Raw genomic sequence first — 15460 nt, 5'->3', positions numbered from 1 at the left:
TAAAACCCTTCCGAGGGGTCACTTCCGAAGCATCGACGGGAAATCGAGCGCCGACGGCGGGCCCTCCTGCGGTGGCTTCGTGAGCGTCAGTTCGCGTATCGCACCGGGCAACGCGGCGGGGACGGGCGGCGTTCCCGGCGCACCCGAGCCGTCGACGAGATCGTCCCACACCGCGTCGGGATCGTCAGTCTCCGCGACGGCCTCGAGCGCTTTCGTGCGCCCCTCGTCGTACGCGAGTTCGACGAGACTCCGGTCGTACGCGCTCGAAAACGCCTCCAGCACGCGGTCGAGCTCCTCCGGTCGTTCGCGGCCGACGCCGGCGGCGACGCCGAGCGCGAACGCCCGTTCGACCGCCCCCTCGCGGGTGAGATCGGTCCACTCCGTCCCGAACGTACGGTCGTACATCAGTGTGTCACCGTCGCGGCGGATCCGACCCGGATCCCCCCGTCAGTGAATTCGACGTCTTGGATGTCCGTGTTCACGTCGGTTCCCCGCATCTTCAACACCTGAATTCCGCGGCGCATCCCGTCGTCCTCCAGGTAGTTGTGCATGAAGACGACGCCGTGTGCGAGGTAGTGCTCCTCCGAGTAGGCGCTCGGATCGGTCATCTCCGAGATGAGCAGCGTCGTCGCGTCGGTCCGCTTCAGCGAGGAGAGCAGCTGGATCATGGTGTCCTCGTCGCCGTCGAGAAGGAACCGCAACAGCATGGTGGAGTCGAAGACGACGCGATCGATGTCGCGGGAGTTGATAAATCCGGTGAGCCGGTTCGTGACCCCGGAGTGGTCCCGCCGCTCGCCCGGGAGCCCGAAGAAGCGCCGCCCGTCGGAGGAGAACGAGTCGAGGAAGGTGACCCGGTCGGTGTCGAGCGCGCGGTCGAACCCGAAGTCGTACCCGCTCATGTCGCGGCGGATCCCCTCTTTCGTCTCGTGCATGCTGATGTACAACACGTCCTCGCCGTTACGGGCACCCTGCGCCGCGAACTGCGAGCAGAACGTCGTTTTCCCGCTTCCCGGAGGGCCACTGACAACGTACAGGCGATTCTCCGGAAATCCGCCGTCGACGAGGTCGTCGAACCCGGGAACGCCGCTTGAGGCGCGCATACGGAGGAACTCGTCGGTCGCCGCATAAGGGTTGGCACCCGGTTCTCACGGGTGAGAACGACCGCCCTTCGGGCGGTCTTACGCCTCCGCGCCCTCGTCCGGGGACGCGTCGCCGACGTTGCCGACGTCGACGTCGATATCGTCGACGTCCGGCGAGACCCAGACGACGAACCGGTCGTCGGACTTGACGATGCCGTTGACGCCCTCGTCCTCGACCGTCGTTCCCTGATCGACGTCCTCTGGCGCGACGTCGCGGACCTGGAACACCTCGTCGACCATCCACCCCACGGTGCCGCCCTCGTCGATCTCGTCGTCGTCGAACACGACGATCCGCTCGCGGGGACCTTCCTCCTCGATCGCGAAGAGGGTCTTCGGATCGACGATGGTGGTCGTGCGTCCCCGTAGGTCCATGACGCCCTCGACGTGCTCGGGAGAGTTGGGGATCCGGGTGAGCTCCCCGGCGTCGACGATCTCGTCGATGACGCCGATGTCCAGACAGTACGTTCCGTCTCCCAGACCGAACTCCAACACCTTGGTGGATTCGCCGTCCGCTTCGATGGCTGCCATGGGAGTGCCTGCGCCCGAGACCCCAATAACCGTATCCCCTGAATTATCAGCAGTGATTACCGGGTCCGTGGATTTATGCTGATTCTGGGCCCGCTTTCGGACATGAGTAGGACGACGGATCGGCGAGGCGGTCGCGACGGGTCTCCGCGGGTGGTAGTCGTCGACGACTCGCCGTTCATGCGAGGGTTGATCTCCGACCTCCTGACCGACGCGGGAGTCGCGGTGGTCGGCGAGGCGGGCGACGGCGCGGAGGCGCTGTCGGTGGTCGCCGAGACGCGTCCCGACGTGGTGACGATGGACGTCGAGATGCCGGGGATGGGAGGGTTAGAGGCCGTCGAGCGGTTGATGGACGAGACGCCGACGCCCGTACTGATGCTGTCCGCCCACACCGCGGAGGGCGCAGAGGTGACCTTCGAGGCGCTCGAACGCGGCGCGGTCGACTTCTTCTCGAAGCCCGGCGGGGAGATCTCGACCGGCGTCTCGCGGGAGTCCGACCGCCTCGTCGAGGCCGTCAGATCGGTCGCAGACGCCGACTTGGACGCGGCGACCCGCGGCCGCCGCGAGGAGGATGGCGAGGACGGGCGGACGGCTTCGGGAATTCGCACGCCGAGCGGGACGGCGGCCGGATCCGCCCCGGACGTCGACGAGCCGCTGACGGTCGTGATCGGGGCGTCGACCGGGGGTCCGAACGCCGTCGAGCGGGTGATGTCCGCTCTTCCGGTGGCCGACTGCCGGGTCGTCATCGTCCAGCACATGCCCGAGGCGTTCACCGCGCGCTTCGCCGACCGGCTCGACGCCGCCTCGGCGTACGACGTGAGCGAGGCGAGCGACGGGGCGCGGATCGGTGCCGGAGAGGCGATCGTCGCCCGCGGCGGGAGCCACACTCGGATCGACAGTTACCGCGCGGGGCGGCTGCGCGTCAAGCTCGACGAGGACGACTCGCAGTCGGTAACCCCCGCGGCCGACGTCACCATGCGCTCGGCGGCCGCGGTCGTCGATGACCCCCTCGTCGGCGTCGTGTTGACCGGGATGGGCTCGGACGCGGCCGACGGGATCCGGGCGATGGCCGACGCCGGCGCGCGGACGATCGCCCAGAGCGAGGATACCTGCGTGATCTACGGAATGCCGAAGCGCGCGGTCGAGACGGGCGGCGTCGACGAGGTTCGCGACCTCGACGACGTCGCCGACGCGATCGTGGGGGGTGCGGCCTGATGGAGTCCCACCGCGCCGCGTTCGTCGCCGAGGCCGAAGACGGGATCACGGACCTCAACAACGCCCTGCTTGCGCTCGAATCCGACCCCGAAGACGCGGAGGCGATGGACGACGTGTTCCGCGTCGCCCACACGCTGAAGGGGAACGCCGCGGCGATGGGCTACGAGGACGTCTCCGACTTCGGCCACGCGCTAGAAGACCTGCTCGACGCGGTCCGACGGGGCGATCGCGAGGTGACGCCCGAGCTGATGGACCTCCTCTTCGAGGGGGTCGACACCGTCGAAGCGATGGTTGCCGAGATCGCGGACGCGGGCGACGTGTCGACCGATCCCTCCGATCTGGAGGGCCGACTCCGGGAGATGGAAGCGCACGGGACCGTCGGCGGCGGGGACGAATCCCGGAGCGCCGAGGGCGGCGACGAGATCGGCGACGGCGCGAGTGACGCTGACGGCGACGACAGCGCCAACGACGGCGACGACAGCAGCGACGACGGCGACGACGACAGCGCCAACGACGGCGGTGCGGACGACCAGTCTGACGCCAACGGTGACGTCACCGTGCCCGAGCTTCCCGCCGCGGCGGCCACGCTCAAGTCCCCGGTCGTGTACGCGGACGTGACGATAGGCGACACCGCGATGGCGGGAGTCGACGCCGCGCTCGTGCTGCAGGCACTCGACGGCCAGTTCGGTGAGCACGTCACCGCCCCCCAGGCGAACGCGCTGGAGGACGGGGAGTACGATGAGGGGTTCGACGTCTTCATCGCCGACGCCGATCCCGCGGTCGTCGCCGACGGGCTCGGCGCGCTCACGCAGGTCGAGTCGATCGCGACGACTCTCGTCGAGGAGCAAGACGTCGCCGAGAGCGAGGGTACCGACGACGATTCCGAGAGCGGCGAGGCTGACGACCACGAGAGCGACGACGATTCCGAGAGCGGCGACGATGAGGGTGACGGAGCAACGGGTGGTTCTCCATCCGGATCCAGCTCCGGCGACGAGATCAAGTCGATCCGCGTCGACGTCGACCAGGTCGACGAGCTGTACGGACTCGTCGAGCAGCTGGTGACGAGTCGGATCAAGCTCCGCCGGGAACTGGAGGATCTGAACGCCGATTCGGACGCGTTAGACGAGCTGGACAAGCTCGCGTCCAGCCTGCAGGACACCGCGATGGACATGCGGCTCATCCCGTTCTCGCAGGTGTCGGACTCGTTCCCCCGGCTCGTCCGCGACGTCTCGCGAGACCTCGACAAGCGGATCGACTTCGAGATAGAGGGCGACGACGTGGAGCTCGACCGGACGATCCTGACTGAGATGCGCGACCCGCTCGTCCACGTGCTGCGGAACGCGGTCGACCACGGGATCGAATCGCCAGAGGAGCGCGAGGCCGCCGGCAAAGAGGCGACAGGTCACGTCCGGCTCACGGCCGAACGCGAGCGCGACCACGTCATCATCGAGGTGGCCGACGACGGCGGCGGGCTCGATCCGGATCAGCTCCGAGAGAAGGCGGTCGAGGAGGGCGTCAAAAGCCGCGAGGCCGTCGAGGCGATGGAGGACGACGAGGTGTACGACCTCGTGTTCCATCCCGGGCTCTCCACCGCGGAGGAGGTCACGGACGTCTCCGGCCGCGGCGTCGGGATGGACGTCGTCCGGACGACCGCTCGCGACCTCGACGGTTCCGTCGCGGTCGAGAGCGAACCGGGAGATGGGACCACCGTCCGCTTCCGGCTCCCGGTCACGGTCGCCATCGTGAAGGTGATGTTCGTCGACGTCGGCGGCACCGAGTACGGGATCCCGATAAAATCGATCGCTGAGGTCGCCCGCGCGAACGACGTCGAGGAGGTCCACGGCGACGAGATCGTTCGTCACGAAGAGGAGTTATATCCGGTCATCCGTCTGAACGACCGACTCGCGGCCGGCGGCGTGGCGGCCGCGGGGTCCGGGTCCGCCGCCGGAGACGCCGGTCGCGACCTCGCCGTCGGCGACGAGGGAGGCGGCTCGACCAGCGGCGGCGGAGCCGCAACGACCGACGCAGGTGGCGAAGCCGCGACGACCGATGGCGGCGTCGAAGACCATACCGACGTCGACGACGGCATGTTGGTTCGGATCCGCGAGGAGACGAGACAGGTCGCGCTCCACTGCGACGCCGTGTTGGATCAGGAGGAGGTCGTCGTGAAACCGCTCGACGGACCGCTGTCGGGGACGCCGGGGCTCAGCGGCACGGCCGTCCTCGGAGACGGCGACGTCGTGGCCGTCCTGGACGTGGTGAGTCTATGACCGGCGAGACGGCCTTCGAGGGGGTTCTCCGGCAGATCGACGACACGGTGCCGTTCGAGCCGGGATACTACAACGAGTCGTACCTCGACCGACGTATCACGGCGCGGATGCGCCGCCGAGACACCGAATCGCACGCGGAGTACGAGCGACTGCTCCGCGAGGACGACGGCGAGCGGCAGGCGTTGATGGACGCGCTCACCATCAACGTGACCGAGTTCTTCCGGAACCCGGAGATGTGGGACGTGCTCCGCGGCGTGCTCCGCGAGCGGACCGCCGAGAAGCGGCGGGTCCGCGTCTGGTCGGCACCCTCGGCCGACGGTCGAGAGCCGTACTCCGTCGCGATGTTGGCCTGTGACGACCCGGCGATCGACGAGTCGCGCGTCGAGGTCCTCGGTACGGACATCAGCGAGGAGGCGCTCGACAATGCGCGCGAGGGCGAGTATCACACCACTCGAACGACAGACATCGCGGCGGAACTCGCACCGCTCTCGGACCCGGACCGCTACGTGGAGCGCGACGAGGATGCGTTCCGGGTCCGGTCCGAGGTACAGCGGCTCGTCGACTTCGAGACGCACGACCTGATCCGCGACGGTGCGCGCGATCCCTTCGACGTAGTGTTGTGCCGCAACCTCCTGATCTACATCGACGTCGATCACAAGGGAGCGCTGTTCGACACGCTGGAGGCGTCTCTGGCCGACGACGGGGTCCTCGTCCTCGGAATGACCGAGAGCGTTCCGCCGGACCGAACGGACAGGTACGAACCGATCGACAAGCGCCGCCGGGTGTTCGAGAGAGTATAATGTCGCTGTACCAGCACGCGCGGGATGGCAACGACGAGCGGCTCAGGGACGCCTTGGGGAGCGACAGCGCCGCGGTCCGTAAGCGCGCCGCCGAATTTCTCGGCGAACTCGGCGAGGTGGACGATCAGGCGACCATCGACGGGCTCCTCCGCGCGGCGACGAGGGACGACGACGCCCAGGTCCGCGGGGCTGCGGTCGACGCCCTCGACGAGATCGGCGAGGAGGCGCTCGAACAGTTGCTCTCTGAGCTCACCGGTACCGGCGGGTCCGAGGCCGAGTGGGTCACTGCACGGAAGTTCGCACGCGCCCTGCAGGCCGACCGACCGGAGCTCCGGATGGCCGCCGCGAACGCGCTCGGTCGGCTCGACGATCCGAGCGGGCTCCAGCACCTCGTCGACGCGCTCGACGACGAGGACGCGCGCGTCAGGCTTCGAGCCTGCCAGGCCTGCGGGACGTTCGCCGACCCGAGAGCGATTCCCGGCCTGACCGAGCGTCTCGATGACGAACCGCGTGTCAAGCGGGCCGCGGCGAACGCGCTCGGGAACGTCGGGACGGATCAGGCGCTCGCACCGCTTTTGGCCCTGCTCGACGATCCCGACGAGTCGCTCCGGCGGATCGCGGCCGGTGCGCTCGGGAAGGCGAACAACCCGCAGCCGGTCGAGCCGCTGGCACGTGCGCTCGGCGACGAGAGCGCGATCGTCCGCAACGCCGCAGTGTACTCGATCATCGAACTGCTATCGAACGTGCCGACCCAACGGAGCCACGCGGTCCGCGACCAGGTCGTTTCCGAGCTGAAGTCGGCCGACGACGAGACGGTCGTCGAGCCGCTCGTCGAGATTCTCACCGACGGTCAGCAGAGCCGGCAACGGCGAAACGCGGCGTGGATCCTCGGCCGAGTCGCGGACCGGCAGTCGACCGTCGCGGTCGAGGCGCTCGCCGACGCGCTCGCCGACGAGGATCCGCAGACTGCACAGTTCGCGGCCACGAGCCTCAAGAGCCTCGGCGGCCCGGTCGTTGAGGATCGGCTTCTCGACAGGATCGGTACCGAGAATCCCGAAGACGCCCGGGCGAAGGCGGTGTTCGTGCTCGGACAGATCGGTGGACAGGAGACCCTCAACCGACTCGAAGAGTTCACCGACGACGAGAGCTCGGCCGTCCGGAAGCGGGTGTTCTCCGCGGTTTCCAAGCTCCGCGCGGGGGGTCCGTAAATGTCCGACGGCGGCGGGGAGTACAAAGTCACGGACACCCAAGGGCGGTTCGCGGTCGCCGTCCGCGAGGGGAGGAAGGTGAGCGACGTCTCGTGGACGCCCGGGCGGGTGTTGCTCTCGAACCGGCGACTGATACTCGCCGGCAACGACGGGAAGCGGACGATACGCCTCTCGGAGCTCGAAGGGCTCGGCGGACGCCACGACGCGAACCAGTCGGTGGCGCGGGTCTCCAACTACGTGAGCTTCGATCTCGGAGACCAGGTCCTGCTCGTCGCGGCCGCCGAACACGAGGAGTTCGAGCGGGACGTCTATCGAGCGCTGCTCGACCAGCGGACCGTGATGGCAAAACACCCCGCGATAGAGGGCGGCGTGGTCCAAGAGACGAAGTGGGAGCAGGCTCGCGTGAAGATCGACGAGAACGGACTCAACGCGGCGCTCGAAGGCGGTGCGTTCGTGAAGTTCGACCTCGACGACATCAGCGGGCTCGACGCCGCCAAGCGTACCGTCAACGGCGAGAAGAAGCCGGTGATCGAGGTGTCCCACACGGACGACGAGGGAACCAGCATCGAGACGCACGTCGCCGGCGATCCCAGCCGGATGCGGTTCGTCGAGGCGTGGCTTCGGAAGGGCGAGCAGCGCAGCTCGACGAACGTCGACCTCTCCAGCCGCGACCGCGAGGTGCTGATGGCACTGTACTCCGGCGTCTCACCGTTCGAAATCCCGTCGTTCCTCGGGATGGACGTTGACGACGTCGAGGAGACGTTCGACCGGCTCGTCGACGTCGAGGTGGTCGAGGAGGTGCGGGTGCGCCGCGAGGTGGCGCTGAACTCGCGCGGACGGAACATCGCCAGCCAGGCGATGAACGAACAGTGAACGGTCGGATCGCTCGCTGGAAGCGGGTGGCGAACAGCCGGCGCGGCGGCTTCCTCGCGACGGTGCGCCGGGCTCCCGCCTCGGCCGCCGCGAGCGACGGATCAGCTCACGGGGTCGGTGGCTACGGTTTCGTACAAAAATCGACGGCGTTCCCTCCATGACTCGTCGAATTATATTTAAGTCACCGCCCGGTCGAGTGTGGACATGAGCTACGAGGCGGTGTTCTTCGATCTCGACAACACCCTGTACCCGTACCCGCCCTGCAACGAGGCGGGCAAGCGGGCCGCTCTGGCCGCCTTCCGCGAGCAGGGGTACGAGATGGACCGGGAGACGTTCGACGAGCTGTACGCGACGGCCCGCCGAGAGACGAAGCGCGAAACCCGCGGCACCGCGGCCTCCCACGAGCGACACATCTACTTCAAGCGCGCGCTACGGCTCCACTCCGACGAGCACGACGCCGCGACCGCGCTCGCGGTCGGCGACGCGTACTGGGACGGGTACGCGGCCGAGATGGAGCTTTGCGACGGGGTCGAGCGCGTCTTCGGCGCGCTCGCCGAGATGGGGACGGACGTCGCCGTCGTGACGAACCTCACCACGCGCGTTCAGCTGCAGAAGCTCTCCCGGCTCGCGATCGACGACCGGATCGACCGGCTCGTCACCTCCGAGGAGGTCGGCCGCGAGAAGCCGAGCGCGATCCCCTTCGCGACCGCCCTCGCGGCATTCGACTGCCGCCCGAGCGAGGTGCTCATGGTCGGCGACAACGTCGACGCCGACGTGGCCGGCGCGAACGCGGTCGGACTGGACACGGCGCTCTTCGTCGCCGACGGCGACGCGCCCGCGAACGCGGAACTCACCGAACAACAGCGCCCGGACTACCGGCCCGACGCGTTCGCCGACCTGACGGAGGTGACGGCGTGACCCGAGAGAACTCCGACGCCGACGCCAATCCCGACCTCCTTCGCGACGCGCGCGAGGCCGTCGTGGAGTACGCGCCCGCGCTGGCGGAGCTGACACCCGGACGAACCGGGAACCTGAGCGTCCGCGTCGGAGACGCGGTCGCCGTCACGCCCACCGGCGTGGCGTACGACTCCTTCGACGCGATCGACGTTCCGGTGGTTTCACTTGAGGGCGAGCGGCTGGCGGGCCGGATGGTCCCGTCGAGCGAGGTGCCGATGCACACGGGTATTTATAAACACGACCGGCCGGGGGCGATCGTCCACACCCACTCGCCGTGGGCGACGACGATGGCGACGCTCCATCGGAAGCTCCCGCCCGTCCACTACATGATCGCCGCCGTGGGGCGCGAGGTTCCGCTCGCGGACTACGCGCCGTACGGGACCGAGGAGCTGGCCGCGAACGTGGTCGCCGCGATGGCCGAGACCGACTCCGACGCCGCCATCCTCGCGAACCACGGGCTCGTCGTCACCGGGGCGGACTTGGAGACCGCGGTCGAGAACACCCACCACGTCGAGGACCTCTGTCGGCTCTACCTCCGGGCGTCGTCCGTCGGAGAACCTCACGTCCTCACCGACGAGCAGCTGGCGGCGGTCGAGGAGCGCTTCGAGAGCTACGGTCAACAGCCGGACGCGAAGTAGGGACAACTACCTCGACAATCGACCGGTTATATAAATACCCGGACGGCCACCGGATCGGTATGACCGAGCACGAGCCGGCGGACGCGGTGCGGGAGACCGCCGAATCGATCGCGACGATGGAGATCCGCGGGGCGGCGACCATCGCGTCAGCGGCCGCTGAGGCGCTCGCCGTGCAGGCGAGCAAGGCTGCGGAGAGCGGGCCAACCGCGAGTGATCCCGAGGCCTTCCGCGCGTCGATGCGCGCCGCAGCCCGGACCCTCCGTGAGACTCGACCGACCGCGGTGTCGCTGCCGAACGCCCTCCGGTACGTCCTCCAACGGATGGAGGGCGGTGAGGTCGACGAACTCCGCCGGAGCGTGGTCGACGCCAGCGAGGCGTTCGTCCAACAGCTCGACCGGGCGCAGGAGGACCTCGGGCGGGTGGGCGCGAACCGCCTCGCCGACGGCGACACGGTGATGACCCACTGCCACTCGACGGACGCGCTCGCGTGCGTCGAGGCCGCCGTCGAGCAGGGGAAGTCGATATCTGCGGTCGTCAAGGAGACGCGCCCGCGTCAGCAGGGCCACATCACCGCGGAACGACTCCGCGACGTCGGCGTCCCGGTCACCCTCATCGTCGATTCCGCGGCGCGCCGCTACCTCGACGAGGTCGATCACGTCGTCGTGGGGGCCGATTCGATCGCGGCCGACGGCGGCGTGATCAACAAGATCGGCACGTCGGGACTCGCCGTCAACGCCCGCGAGCGCGGCGTTCCGATCATGACCGCGGCCCAGACGATCAAGCTCCACCCGGAGACGCTCACGGGCCACACCGTCGAGATCGAGATGCGCGACGAAAGCGAAGTGATCGATCCCGAGGACCGCGGTTCGATCGGCGATATCGCTGTCGAGAACCCGGCGTTCGACGTGACGCCGCCCCGGTATATGGACGCGATCGTCACCGAACAGGGGCAGTTCCCGCCGGAGAGTATCGTGACGCTCATGCGGGAGCTCTTCGGCGAGGGTGCCGCGGAGCCGTGGGCTGAACCATGAGCGGCAGCGGCGAAGGCGACGACGACCTGGGCGACTGGGAGGAGGAGGTGGCCGAGTGGGACGAGGAGGTCTCCGAGTGGGAAGCCGACAGCGGCGGCAGTACGACCGACCGGAACGGGACGGACAACCGGAACGGGACGGACGACCGGAACGCCGCGGTCGACGACGACCCCGATCTGGATCCGGAGTCGTCCGGTCGCGTACCGAAGGTCGTCTCGGCGGGTCACATCAACTGGGACGTGACGATCCACGTCGACCGGCTCCCCGAGCCGGACGGCGAGACTCGAATCGAGCGGCTCGAACAGTCCGGCGGCGGCAGCGCCGCGAACGTCGCGGTCGGTCTCGTCGATCTCGGCGGCCAGTCGGTCGTCTACGGGAGCGTCGGCGGCGACGAGTCGGGCGCGCTCGCGCTCCGCGAGCTCGCGAGCGCGGGCGTGGATCCCGGGCAGGTTCTCGTCGACGCCGACGAGCCCACCTCGGTGAAGTACGTGATCGTCGACGGCGGCGGCGAGCTGCTGATGTTGGCCAACGACGGTGCCAACGAGTCATTCTCGGCCGCCGAACTCGATCGGGACACGCTGGCGGCGGCCGACCATCTCCACCTCACCGGTCAGCAGCCGGAGACCGCGGCCGCGCTGGCGACCGCCGCTAGCGAGGCTGGCGCGACCCGAAGCTTCGATCCCGGACGTCGCATCGGCGACCGAGAGTTCGACGCCGCGCTCCACGCGACGGACGTGCTCTTCGTGAACGCTCGGGAGGCCGACGCGCTCGCCGCGTCGACGGACATCGACCCGTGGGAGCCCGAAGACCGCGTGGTCGCGATCAAGCTCGGAGACGAGGGCGCGACGATCCGGACTCCCCACGGTGACGTGTCACACCCGGGGTTCAACGTCGACGCGGTCGACACGGTCGGCGCGGGCGACGCGTTCGCGGCCGGGTTCCTCGGTGCCGCCCTCCGCGAACCAGAGATAACCGACGGCGGGTTCTCGCACGACCCGCGGGACTACCAGGTTCCCCTGCTCGTCGGGAACGCCTGCGGGGCGATCGCGGCCGGGACCGTAACCGCCCGCGCGGACCTCTCGTGGGACCGGATCCGCTCGGTGATGGGCGAGTCGCCGGAGGTCGACCTGTTGATCGAAGTCCGGACCTGATCGCCGACTGTCGAGCGCGATCGTCGACCGTGGATCCCGATCGCCGACCCGAGCCGAGGGTTCAAATCCGATGGCGACGAACGCCGGGGCATGTACGCGGTCGTCGGCTGCAACGAGTGTGCGGCCATGTGGCTCCTCTCGGACCCGCGAACGAGCGACGGCGCGACCTGCCCGCGCTGTCAGAAGACCCACCAGACGGCGAAGCTCAAGCGCTTCTTCGAATCCGAAGACCGCGCTGCGGCCCGCGAGGCTCGCGCCGCGCTGCTCGCGAAGAAGCGCGGCGAGAGCGCGGCATTCGACGAGATCGCACACGTCTCGGAGCTCGAAAGCGCCGTCGACGACGCCGGCGTCGACGACCGCGAGTACCTCGAATCGTCCGGTATCGACGTTGACGCCGTCGAGTCCGCCGGCGACCGCGCCGAAGGCGGCGGATCGGGATCGCGGAGCCGGACGGAGGTCGTCCGCGACGCCGTCGCGGCCGCCGACCAGCCCACCGAGGAGAACGTGGTGGCGCGAGCGAGCGAGCGCGGCATCCCCGCCGACACCGCCCGAGAGATCCTGACGAAACTGGCTCGCCGCGGGGAGCTCTCCGAGTCGCGCGGGCGGTATCGGGTCCTCTGAGATCCGGGCTTCCGCGACGCCGACGCGAATGAGCGTCGCGCGCGCGACGCCGTCGAGATCGCCATTGTCTCCGACAAAGCATTTATATCGCCGGTTTGACGTTCGGGACATGGACACGCGAACTGCCCTCCTGACGGCCGCCGCCGCGGTGCTGTTGCTCACCGCGGTGGGAGCCGTCGCCGCGCCGGACGCTATCGTGGACCCGCGCGAGGTCGATGATCGTCCCGGCGACGTTCGGATAGTCGATACAGTCGTCTCGCCGGGCGAGGTGCGCGGCGAGACCGCGGAGCTGCGCTTGGGAATCGATCTCCGGCACCGCGGATCGGGCGTCGAGAACGTCACGATACGTCACCGCGCGATCGGTGCGGACTCCGGACTGCTCGTCGACGAGACGACGGTCGACGTGGGCGACGTCGACGGCGGCGGCGAGCGGACGGTGAACGGCTCGGTCGACGTCGAGCGCGCCGGCGGGTACCGGATAGAGACCGCCGTGTTCGCCGACGGAGAGCGCGTCGACAGCCAGACGACCCGCGTCGGCGGGGTCGAGGCGCTCACGCCGGAGTACGCAGACTCGCGGATCGGGTTCACCGACGGAAACGTCTGGCCGACCGTCGCGGTCAGCGTGCGCGAGGCGGACAACACCACCGCGACGCTGTCGGTCTCGGTTTCGGTGACGAACCGAGGTGACGAGGCGTCGGCCCCCCTCGACCTCCGCGTGCTGTTGCGGCAGTCGGAGTCCAACGTGATCGCCGACGAGGCGACCGAGACCGTCGAATCAGTCCGCCCCGGGCGAACCGATACCGTGACGACAACCGTCGAGGTTCCCGCTAACTACAACTACTACGTCGATGCCGCGCTGTGGAGCGACGACGTCCTCATCGACGAGACGCAGGGCGTCGCAAACCTGAACCCGCGAGAGACGATAAGCGCCGACGAGAGCGTCGAAGAGGTGGACTTCGCTGTCGAAGACTTCGCCGGCGGCGGCGAGGATAGCGCTGGGTCGGACGACGGCGGTCGCCCCGCCGCTGACGGCGCTGACGGCGCTGAAGATACCGACGACTCGACGCCCGGGTTCGGTCTGACTGCAGCGCTCGTCGCGCTCGTCGTCGCCGCACTCGTCGCACGGAGGCGACGATGACGGACGACCGCGACGACGTCGGCGAGGAAGACCGCAACGAACGGGCACGCACCGAGACGGACGACGCACCCACCACGAGAACCATGACCGACACAGCGACCGACGGCGGCGAGAGAACCGACTCAACGACTGACGGCGGCGACCGAGCCGACTCAACGACTGACGACGGCAACCGAGCCGACTCAACGACCGACGGCGACGGAGGACCGTCCGGCGTGGAGTTCGATCGGCTCACCACCGACCGCCTCCGCGGGATCCTCGACAGGGTCGGTCTCGCTGCGCTCGTCCTGCTCGCGTTGATCGCCGGCTGGAGCTTCTACAGTCAGACGGGGACCGCCATCCGGACCTGGCTCGATCCGGCCTACCAGCCGCTCGCACTCGCGGCGTTCAACCTCGCGGTGCTGCTCGTCGCGCTCGCCGGCGTGGCTCATCAGCTCGCGCGAATTCGAACGAGCGAATCGGGGAGCAGCGGCTCTGAATACGGGGGCAGCGAGGAGTAGGCCCCGATCGCCGGTCCTACTCGTCGGGTAGGTCCTCGGTGCTGGCAGGGATCCGTTCCACCTGGCCTGCGAGCGTTGCTGCGTCGCCCGCGACGGTCGACGGGTCGACGCCGGCCTCGCTGGCGACGAGTCGCACGTGCGCAGCGAGCAGCGCGAGCGCACGAAGCCCCTCGCCGTCCGGCCCTTCGTCGCCCCGCTGTGCGAACGCGGTGTCGACCTTGCCGTCCCGGACGACGCCGACGTGGAAGGCGTCGATATCGTCGCCGTCGAGGAGCGCCCTCGCACGCCCGATCTCGGCGGAAAACTCGTCGCCGGACGCATCGCCGGACGCAGTCGTCTGATCGCCGGACGCGGTCGTCTGATCGCCGGACGTCGCTCCGTCCGACGCGTCGTCGTCGCTCATGTATCGTCGTACGCGAAGGCGAGGGAAAAACGCGGCGTCGGGTCGGAAGCGAAGCGTGGTGAGTCGAAAACGAGGCGCAGAAAGTTGAAAACGCGGCGGAAGTCGAACCGACGAAAGAGTCGGACTACTCGTCCGGGCGGGGGCGGGCGATGAACAGCGCCTCTTCGAGGGTGAACGGGTCGTACGTCGACTGGTGACAGACGCAGTACGTCCCGTCGGCGGCGTCGTATCTGGCGGACTCCTCCAGCACTTTGTAGTCGGGGATACAACAGAAGTGCGTACAGACGTTGAGGTACGCCATGAACCCCTGGTCGGTCGAAGCCGACAGCCACTCGTTGTTCTGGGCGGCCTCCTCGATCTGCGAGGAGCGAATGACGATGACGTTCAGGCTGGACTCCGTGTCCTGCGAGCGCCACGTCGCCGAGGCCGGTTTGCCGACGCCGTCGTTACCGATTCCGTTGCCCCACTCCTCGTAGTCGCCGAAGTCGTCGATGTGGATCTGATCGCCCGCATCGTACGTTTCGTCCTGCCAGTCGTACTTCCCGGGAGCGGCGCGAAACAGGTTGTCCGATTCGAAGCCCGGCTGGATGTTTTCCTGCGATTCGACGCCGCAGTACTGGAACCACGCGCCGGAGTACGTCTTGCCGCCGAGATCCTGCTGGGCGATCTCGATCTCCTGTCCCTCCTGCGTGACCGTGGTCGTCTCGGGCCAGATCCCTTCGATGTACCCGTCGTCGGTCACCTGTACCGGAATCTGCGGGAGACCGCGCGGTGCCGGACCGCCGGTGTGTGCGATCGTCGTCGCGACGGTCGCCCCACCGCCGATTCCGCCGGAGGTCGTCAGGGAGTTCACGGTCGCGGACCCCATCGCTCCGACCCCCGCGAGGGCCGCGCCGCCGACGACGCCCTTGACGAACCGTCGCCGACCGGACTCGGCCGGATACTTGTCGGACTGACTCATACGCGCCGTTCGGGTTGGACCGGTAAAAAG

17 protein-coding genes are annotated in these 15460 nt (G+C 68.7%); 12 read left to right on the top strand and 5 right to left on the bottom strand.

The window, feature by feature from the left end; all coding sequences use genetic code 11:
- Positions 1–18: 18 nt before the first annotated feature.
- The 3 genes from ACFQEY_RS07885 to ACFQEY_RS07875 all read right to left on the bottom strand — a co-directional run bounded on the left by ACFQEY_RS07885 (position 19) and on the right by ACFQEY_RS07875 (position 1667).
- Entirely contained in the window at positions 19–405 is a 387-nt protein-coding gene (locus tag ACFQEY_RS07885) for a hypothetical protein (protein ID WP_379766830.1), read from the bottom strand.
- A complete protein-coding gene (locus ACFQEY_RS07880) occupies positions 405–1100 on the bottom strand; it encodes an RAD55 family ATPase (RefSeq protein ID WP_379766827.1) in 696 nt (231 codons plus the stop codon). The genes ACFQEY_RS07885 and ACFQEY_RS07880 overlap by 1 nt, the downstream gene beginning before the upstream one ends.
- Positions 1101–1178: 78 nt before the next feature.
- On the bottom strand, positions 1179–1667 hold the full coding sequence (locus ACFQEY_RS07875) for a chemotaxis protein CheW (protein WP_379766824.1): 489 nt from the start codon (positions 1665–1667) through the stop codon (positions 1179–1181).
- Between the two features lie 102 nt (positions 1668–1769).
- On the opposite strand from ACFQEY_RS07875, the gene cheB reads away from it, so the two are divergent.
- From cheB to ACFQEY_RS07815, 12 genes are all read left to right on the top strand, one after another.
- The gene (cheB, locus tag ACFQEY_RS07870; protein ID WP_379766821.1) at positions 1770–2879 is read left to right on the top strand and encodes a chemotaxis-specific protein-glutamate methyltransferase CheB; all 1110 of its coding nucleotides are present in this window, start codon (positions 1770–1772) and stop codon (positions 2877–2879) included.
- Entirely contained in the window at positions 2879–5149 is a 2271-nt protein-coding gene (locus ACFQEY_RS07865) for an ATP-binding protein (protein WP_379766818.1), read from the top strand. Before cheB ends, ACFQEY_RS07865 begins: the two co-directional genes overlap by 1 nt.
- Positions 5146–5949 carry a CheR family methyltransferase gene (locus tag ACFQEY_RS07860; protein ID WP_379766814.1) on the top strand — a complete coding sequence of 268 codons (804 nt, stop codon included), beginning with the start codon at positions 5146–5148 and terminating at the stop codon, positions 5947–5949. Before ACFQEY_RS07865 ends, ACFQEY_RS07860 begins: the two co-directional genes overlap by 4 nt.
- Positions 5949–7157 (top strand): HEAT repeat domain-containing protein, encoded by a 1209-nt coding sequence (locus ACFQEY_RS07855; RefSeq protein WP_379766811.1) that lies wholly within the window; start codon positions 5949–5951, stop codon positions 7155–7157. The genes ACFQEY_RS07860 and ACFQEY_RS07855 overlap by 1 nt, the downstream gene beginning before the upstream one ends.
- Positions 7158–8030, top strand: a complete 873-nt coding sequence (locus tag ACFQEY_RS07850) for a CheF family chemotaxis protein (protein ID WP_379766808.1) — start codon at positions 7158–7160, stop codon at positions 8028–8030.
- Between the two features lie 204 nt (positions 8031–8234).
- The gene (locus ACFQEY_RS07845; RefSeq protein WP_379766805.1) at positions 8235–8948 is read left to right on the top strand and encodes an HAD family hydrolase; all 714 of its coding nucleotides are present in this window, start codon (positions 8235–8237) and stop codon (positions 8946–8948) included.
- A complete protein-coding gene (locus tag ACFQEY_RS07840; protein ID WP_379766802.1) occupies positions 8945–9625 on the top strand; it encodes a class II aldolase/adducin family protein in 681 nt (226 codons plus the stop codon). Before ACFQEY_RS07845 ends, ACFQEY_RS07840 begins: the two co-directional genes overlap by 4 nt.
- Before the next feature lie 59 nt (positions 9626–9684).
- Entirely contained in the window at positions 9685–10656 is a 972-nt protein-coding gene (locus ACFQEY_RS07835) for a ribose 1,5-bisphosphate isomerase (protein ID WP_379766799.1), read from the top strand.
- Positions 10653–11807 (top strand): ATP-dependent ribose-1-phosphate kinase, encoded by a 1155-nt coding sequence (locus ACFQEY_RS07830; protein WP_379766796.1) that lies wholly within the window; start codon positions 10653–10655, stop codon positions 11805–11807. The genes ACFQEY_RS07835 and ACFQEY_RS07830 overlap by 4 nt, the downstream gene beginning before the upstream one ends.
- 90 nt (positions 11808–11897) lie before the next feature.
- Positions 11898–12428, top strand: coding sequence for a DUF5817 domain-containing protein (locus ACFQEY_RS07825; protein WP_379766793.1), 531 nt, complete (start codon positions 11898–11900; stop codon positions 12426–12428).
- A gap of 109 nt (positions 12429–12537) precedes the next feature.
- Positions 12538–13566 carry a DUF7490 domain-containing protein gene (locus ACFQEY_RS07820; RefSeq protein WP_379766790.1) on the top strand — a complete coding sequence of 343 codons (1029 nt, stop codon included), beginning with the start codon at positions 12538–12540 and terminating at the stop codon, positions 13564–13566.
- A complete protein-coding gene (locus ACFQEY_RS07815; protein WP_379766787.1) occupies positions 13563–14066 on the top strand; it encodes a hypothetical protein in 504 nt (167 codons plus the stop codon). Before ACFQEY_RS07820 ends, ACFQEY_RS07815 begins: the two co-directional genes overlap by 4 nt.
- Positions 14067–14082: 16 nt before the next feature.
- On the opposite strand, the gene ACFQEY_RS07810 is transcribed toward ACFQEY_RS07815, so the two are convergent.
- Both ACFQEY_RS07810 and ACFQEY_RS07805 read right to left on the bottom strand, forming a co-directional pair.
- Positions 14083–14469 carry a hypothetical protein gene (locus ACFQEY_RS07810; RefSeq protein WP_379766784.1) on the bottom strand — a complete coding sequence of 129 codons (387 nt, stop codon included), beginning with the start codon at positions 14467–14469 and terminating at the stop codon, positions 14083–14085.
- Positions 14470–14593: 124 nt separating this feature from the next.
- Positions 14594–15430 carry a ubiquinol-cytochrome c reductase iron-sulfur subunit gene (locus ACFQEY_RS07805; protein WP_379766781.1) on the bottom strand — a complete coding sequence of 279 codons (837 nt, stop codon included), beginning with the start codon at positions 15428–15430 and terminating at the stop codon, positions 14594–14596.
- Positions 15431–15460: the final 30 nt, after the last annotated feature.

Origin of the sequence: Halorubrum trueperi, assembly GCF_042662525.1 — an archaeon.
Taxonomy (GTDB): Archaea; Halobacteriota; Halobacteria; order Halobacteriales; family Haloferacaceae; genus Halorubrum; species Halorubrum trueperi.
This window is presented reverse-complemented; position numbering and strand designations above follow the sequence as displayed.

What these genes read in the sequence shown, in the direction of transcription:
- ACFQEY_RS07885 (WP_379766830.1), bottom strand. Translation starts at nt 405, where the DNA reads ATGTACGACCGTACGTTCGGGACGGAGTGGACCGATCTCACCCGCGAG.
- ACFQEY_RS07880 (WP_379766827.1), bottom strand. Translation starts at nt 1,100, where the DNA reads ATGCGCGCCTCAAGCGGCGTTCCCGGGTTCGACGACCTCGTCGACGGC.
- ACFQEY_RS07875 (WP_379766824.1), bottom strand. Translation starts at nt 1,667, where the DNA reads ATGGCAGCCATCGAAGCGGACGGCGAATCCACCAAGGTGTTGGAGTTC.
- cheB (WP_379766821.1), top strand. Translation starts at nt 1,770, where the DNA reads ATGAGTAGGACGACGGATCGGCGAGGCGGTCGCGACGGGTCTCCGCGG.
- ACFQEY_RS07865 (WP_379766818.1), top strand. Translation starts at nt 2,879, where the DNA reads ATGGAGTCCCACCGCGCCGCGTTCGTCGCCGAGGCCGAAGACGGGATC.
- ACFQEY_RS07860 (WP_379766814.1), top strand. Translation starts at nt 5,146, where the DNA reads ATGACCGGCGAGACGGCCTTCGAGGGGGTTCTCCGGCAGATCGACGAC.
- ACFQEY_RS07855 (WP_379766811.1), top strand. Translation starts at nt 5,949, where the DNA reads ATGTCGCTGTACCAGCACGCGCGGGATGGCAACGACGAGCGGCTCAGG.
- ACFQEY_RS07850 (WP_379766808.1), top strand. Translation starts at nt 7,158, where the DNA reads ATGTCCGACGGCGGCGGGGAGTACAAAGTCACGGACACCCAAGGGCGG.
- ACFQEY_RS07845 (WP_379766805.1), top strand. Translation starts at nt 8,235, where the DNA reads ATGAGCTACGAGGCGGTGTTCTTCGATCTCGACAACACCCTGTACCCG.
- ACFQEY_RS07835 (WP_379766799.1), top strand. Translation starts at nt 9,685, where the DNA reads ATGACCGAGCACGAGCCGGCGGACGCGGTGCGGGAGACCGCCGAATCG.
- ACFQEY_RS07830 (WP_379766796.1), top strand. Translation starts at nt 10,653, where the DNA reads ATGAGCGGCAGCGGCGAAGGCGACGACGACCTGGGCGACTGGGAGGAG.
- ACFQEY_RS07825 (WP_379766793.1), top strand. Translation starts at nt 11,898, where the DNA reads ATGTACGCGGTCGTCGGCTGCAACGAGTGTGCGGCCATGTGGCTCCTC.
- ACFQEY_RS07820 (WP_379766790.1), top strand. Translation starts at nt 12,538, where the DNA reads ATGGACACGCGAACTGCCCTCCTGACGGCCGCCGCCGCGGTGCTGTTG.
- ACFQEY_RS07815 (WP_379766787.1), top strand. Translation starts at nt 13,563, where the DNA reads ATGACGGACGACCGCGACGACGTCGGCGAGGAAGACCGCAACGAACGG.
- ACFQEY_RS07810 (WP_379766784.1), bottom strand. Translation starts at nt 14,469, where the DNA reads ATGAGCGACGACGACGCGTCGGACGGAGCGACGTCCGGCGATCAGACG.
- ACFQEY_RS07805 (WP_379766781.1), bottom strand. Translation starts at nt 15,430, where the DNA reads ATGAGTCAGTCCGACAAGTATCCGGCCGAGTCCGGTCGGCGACGGTTC.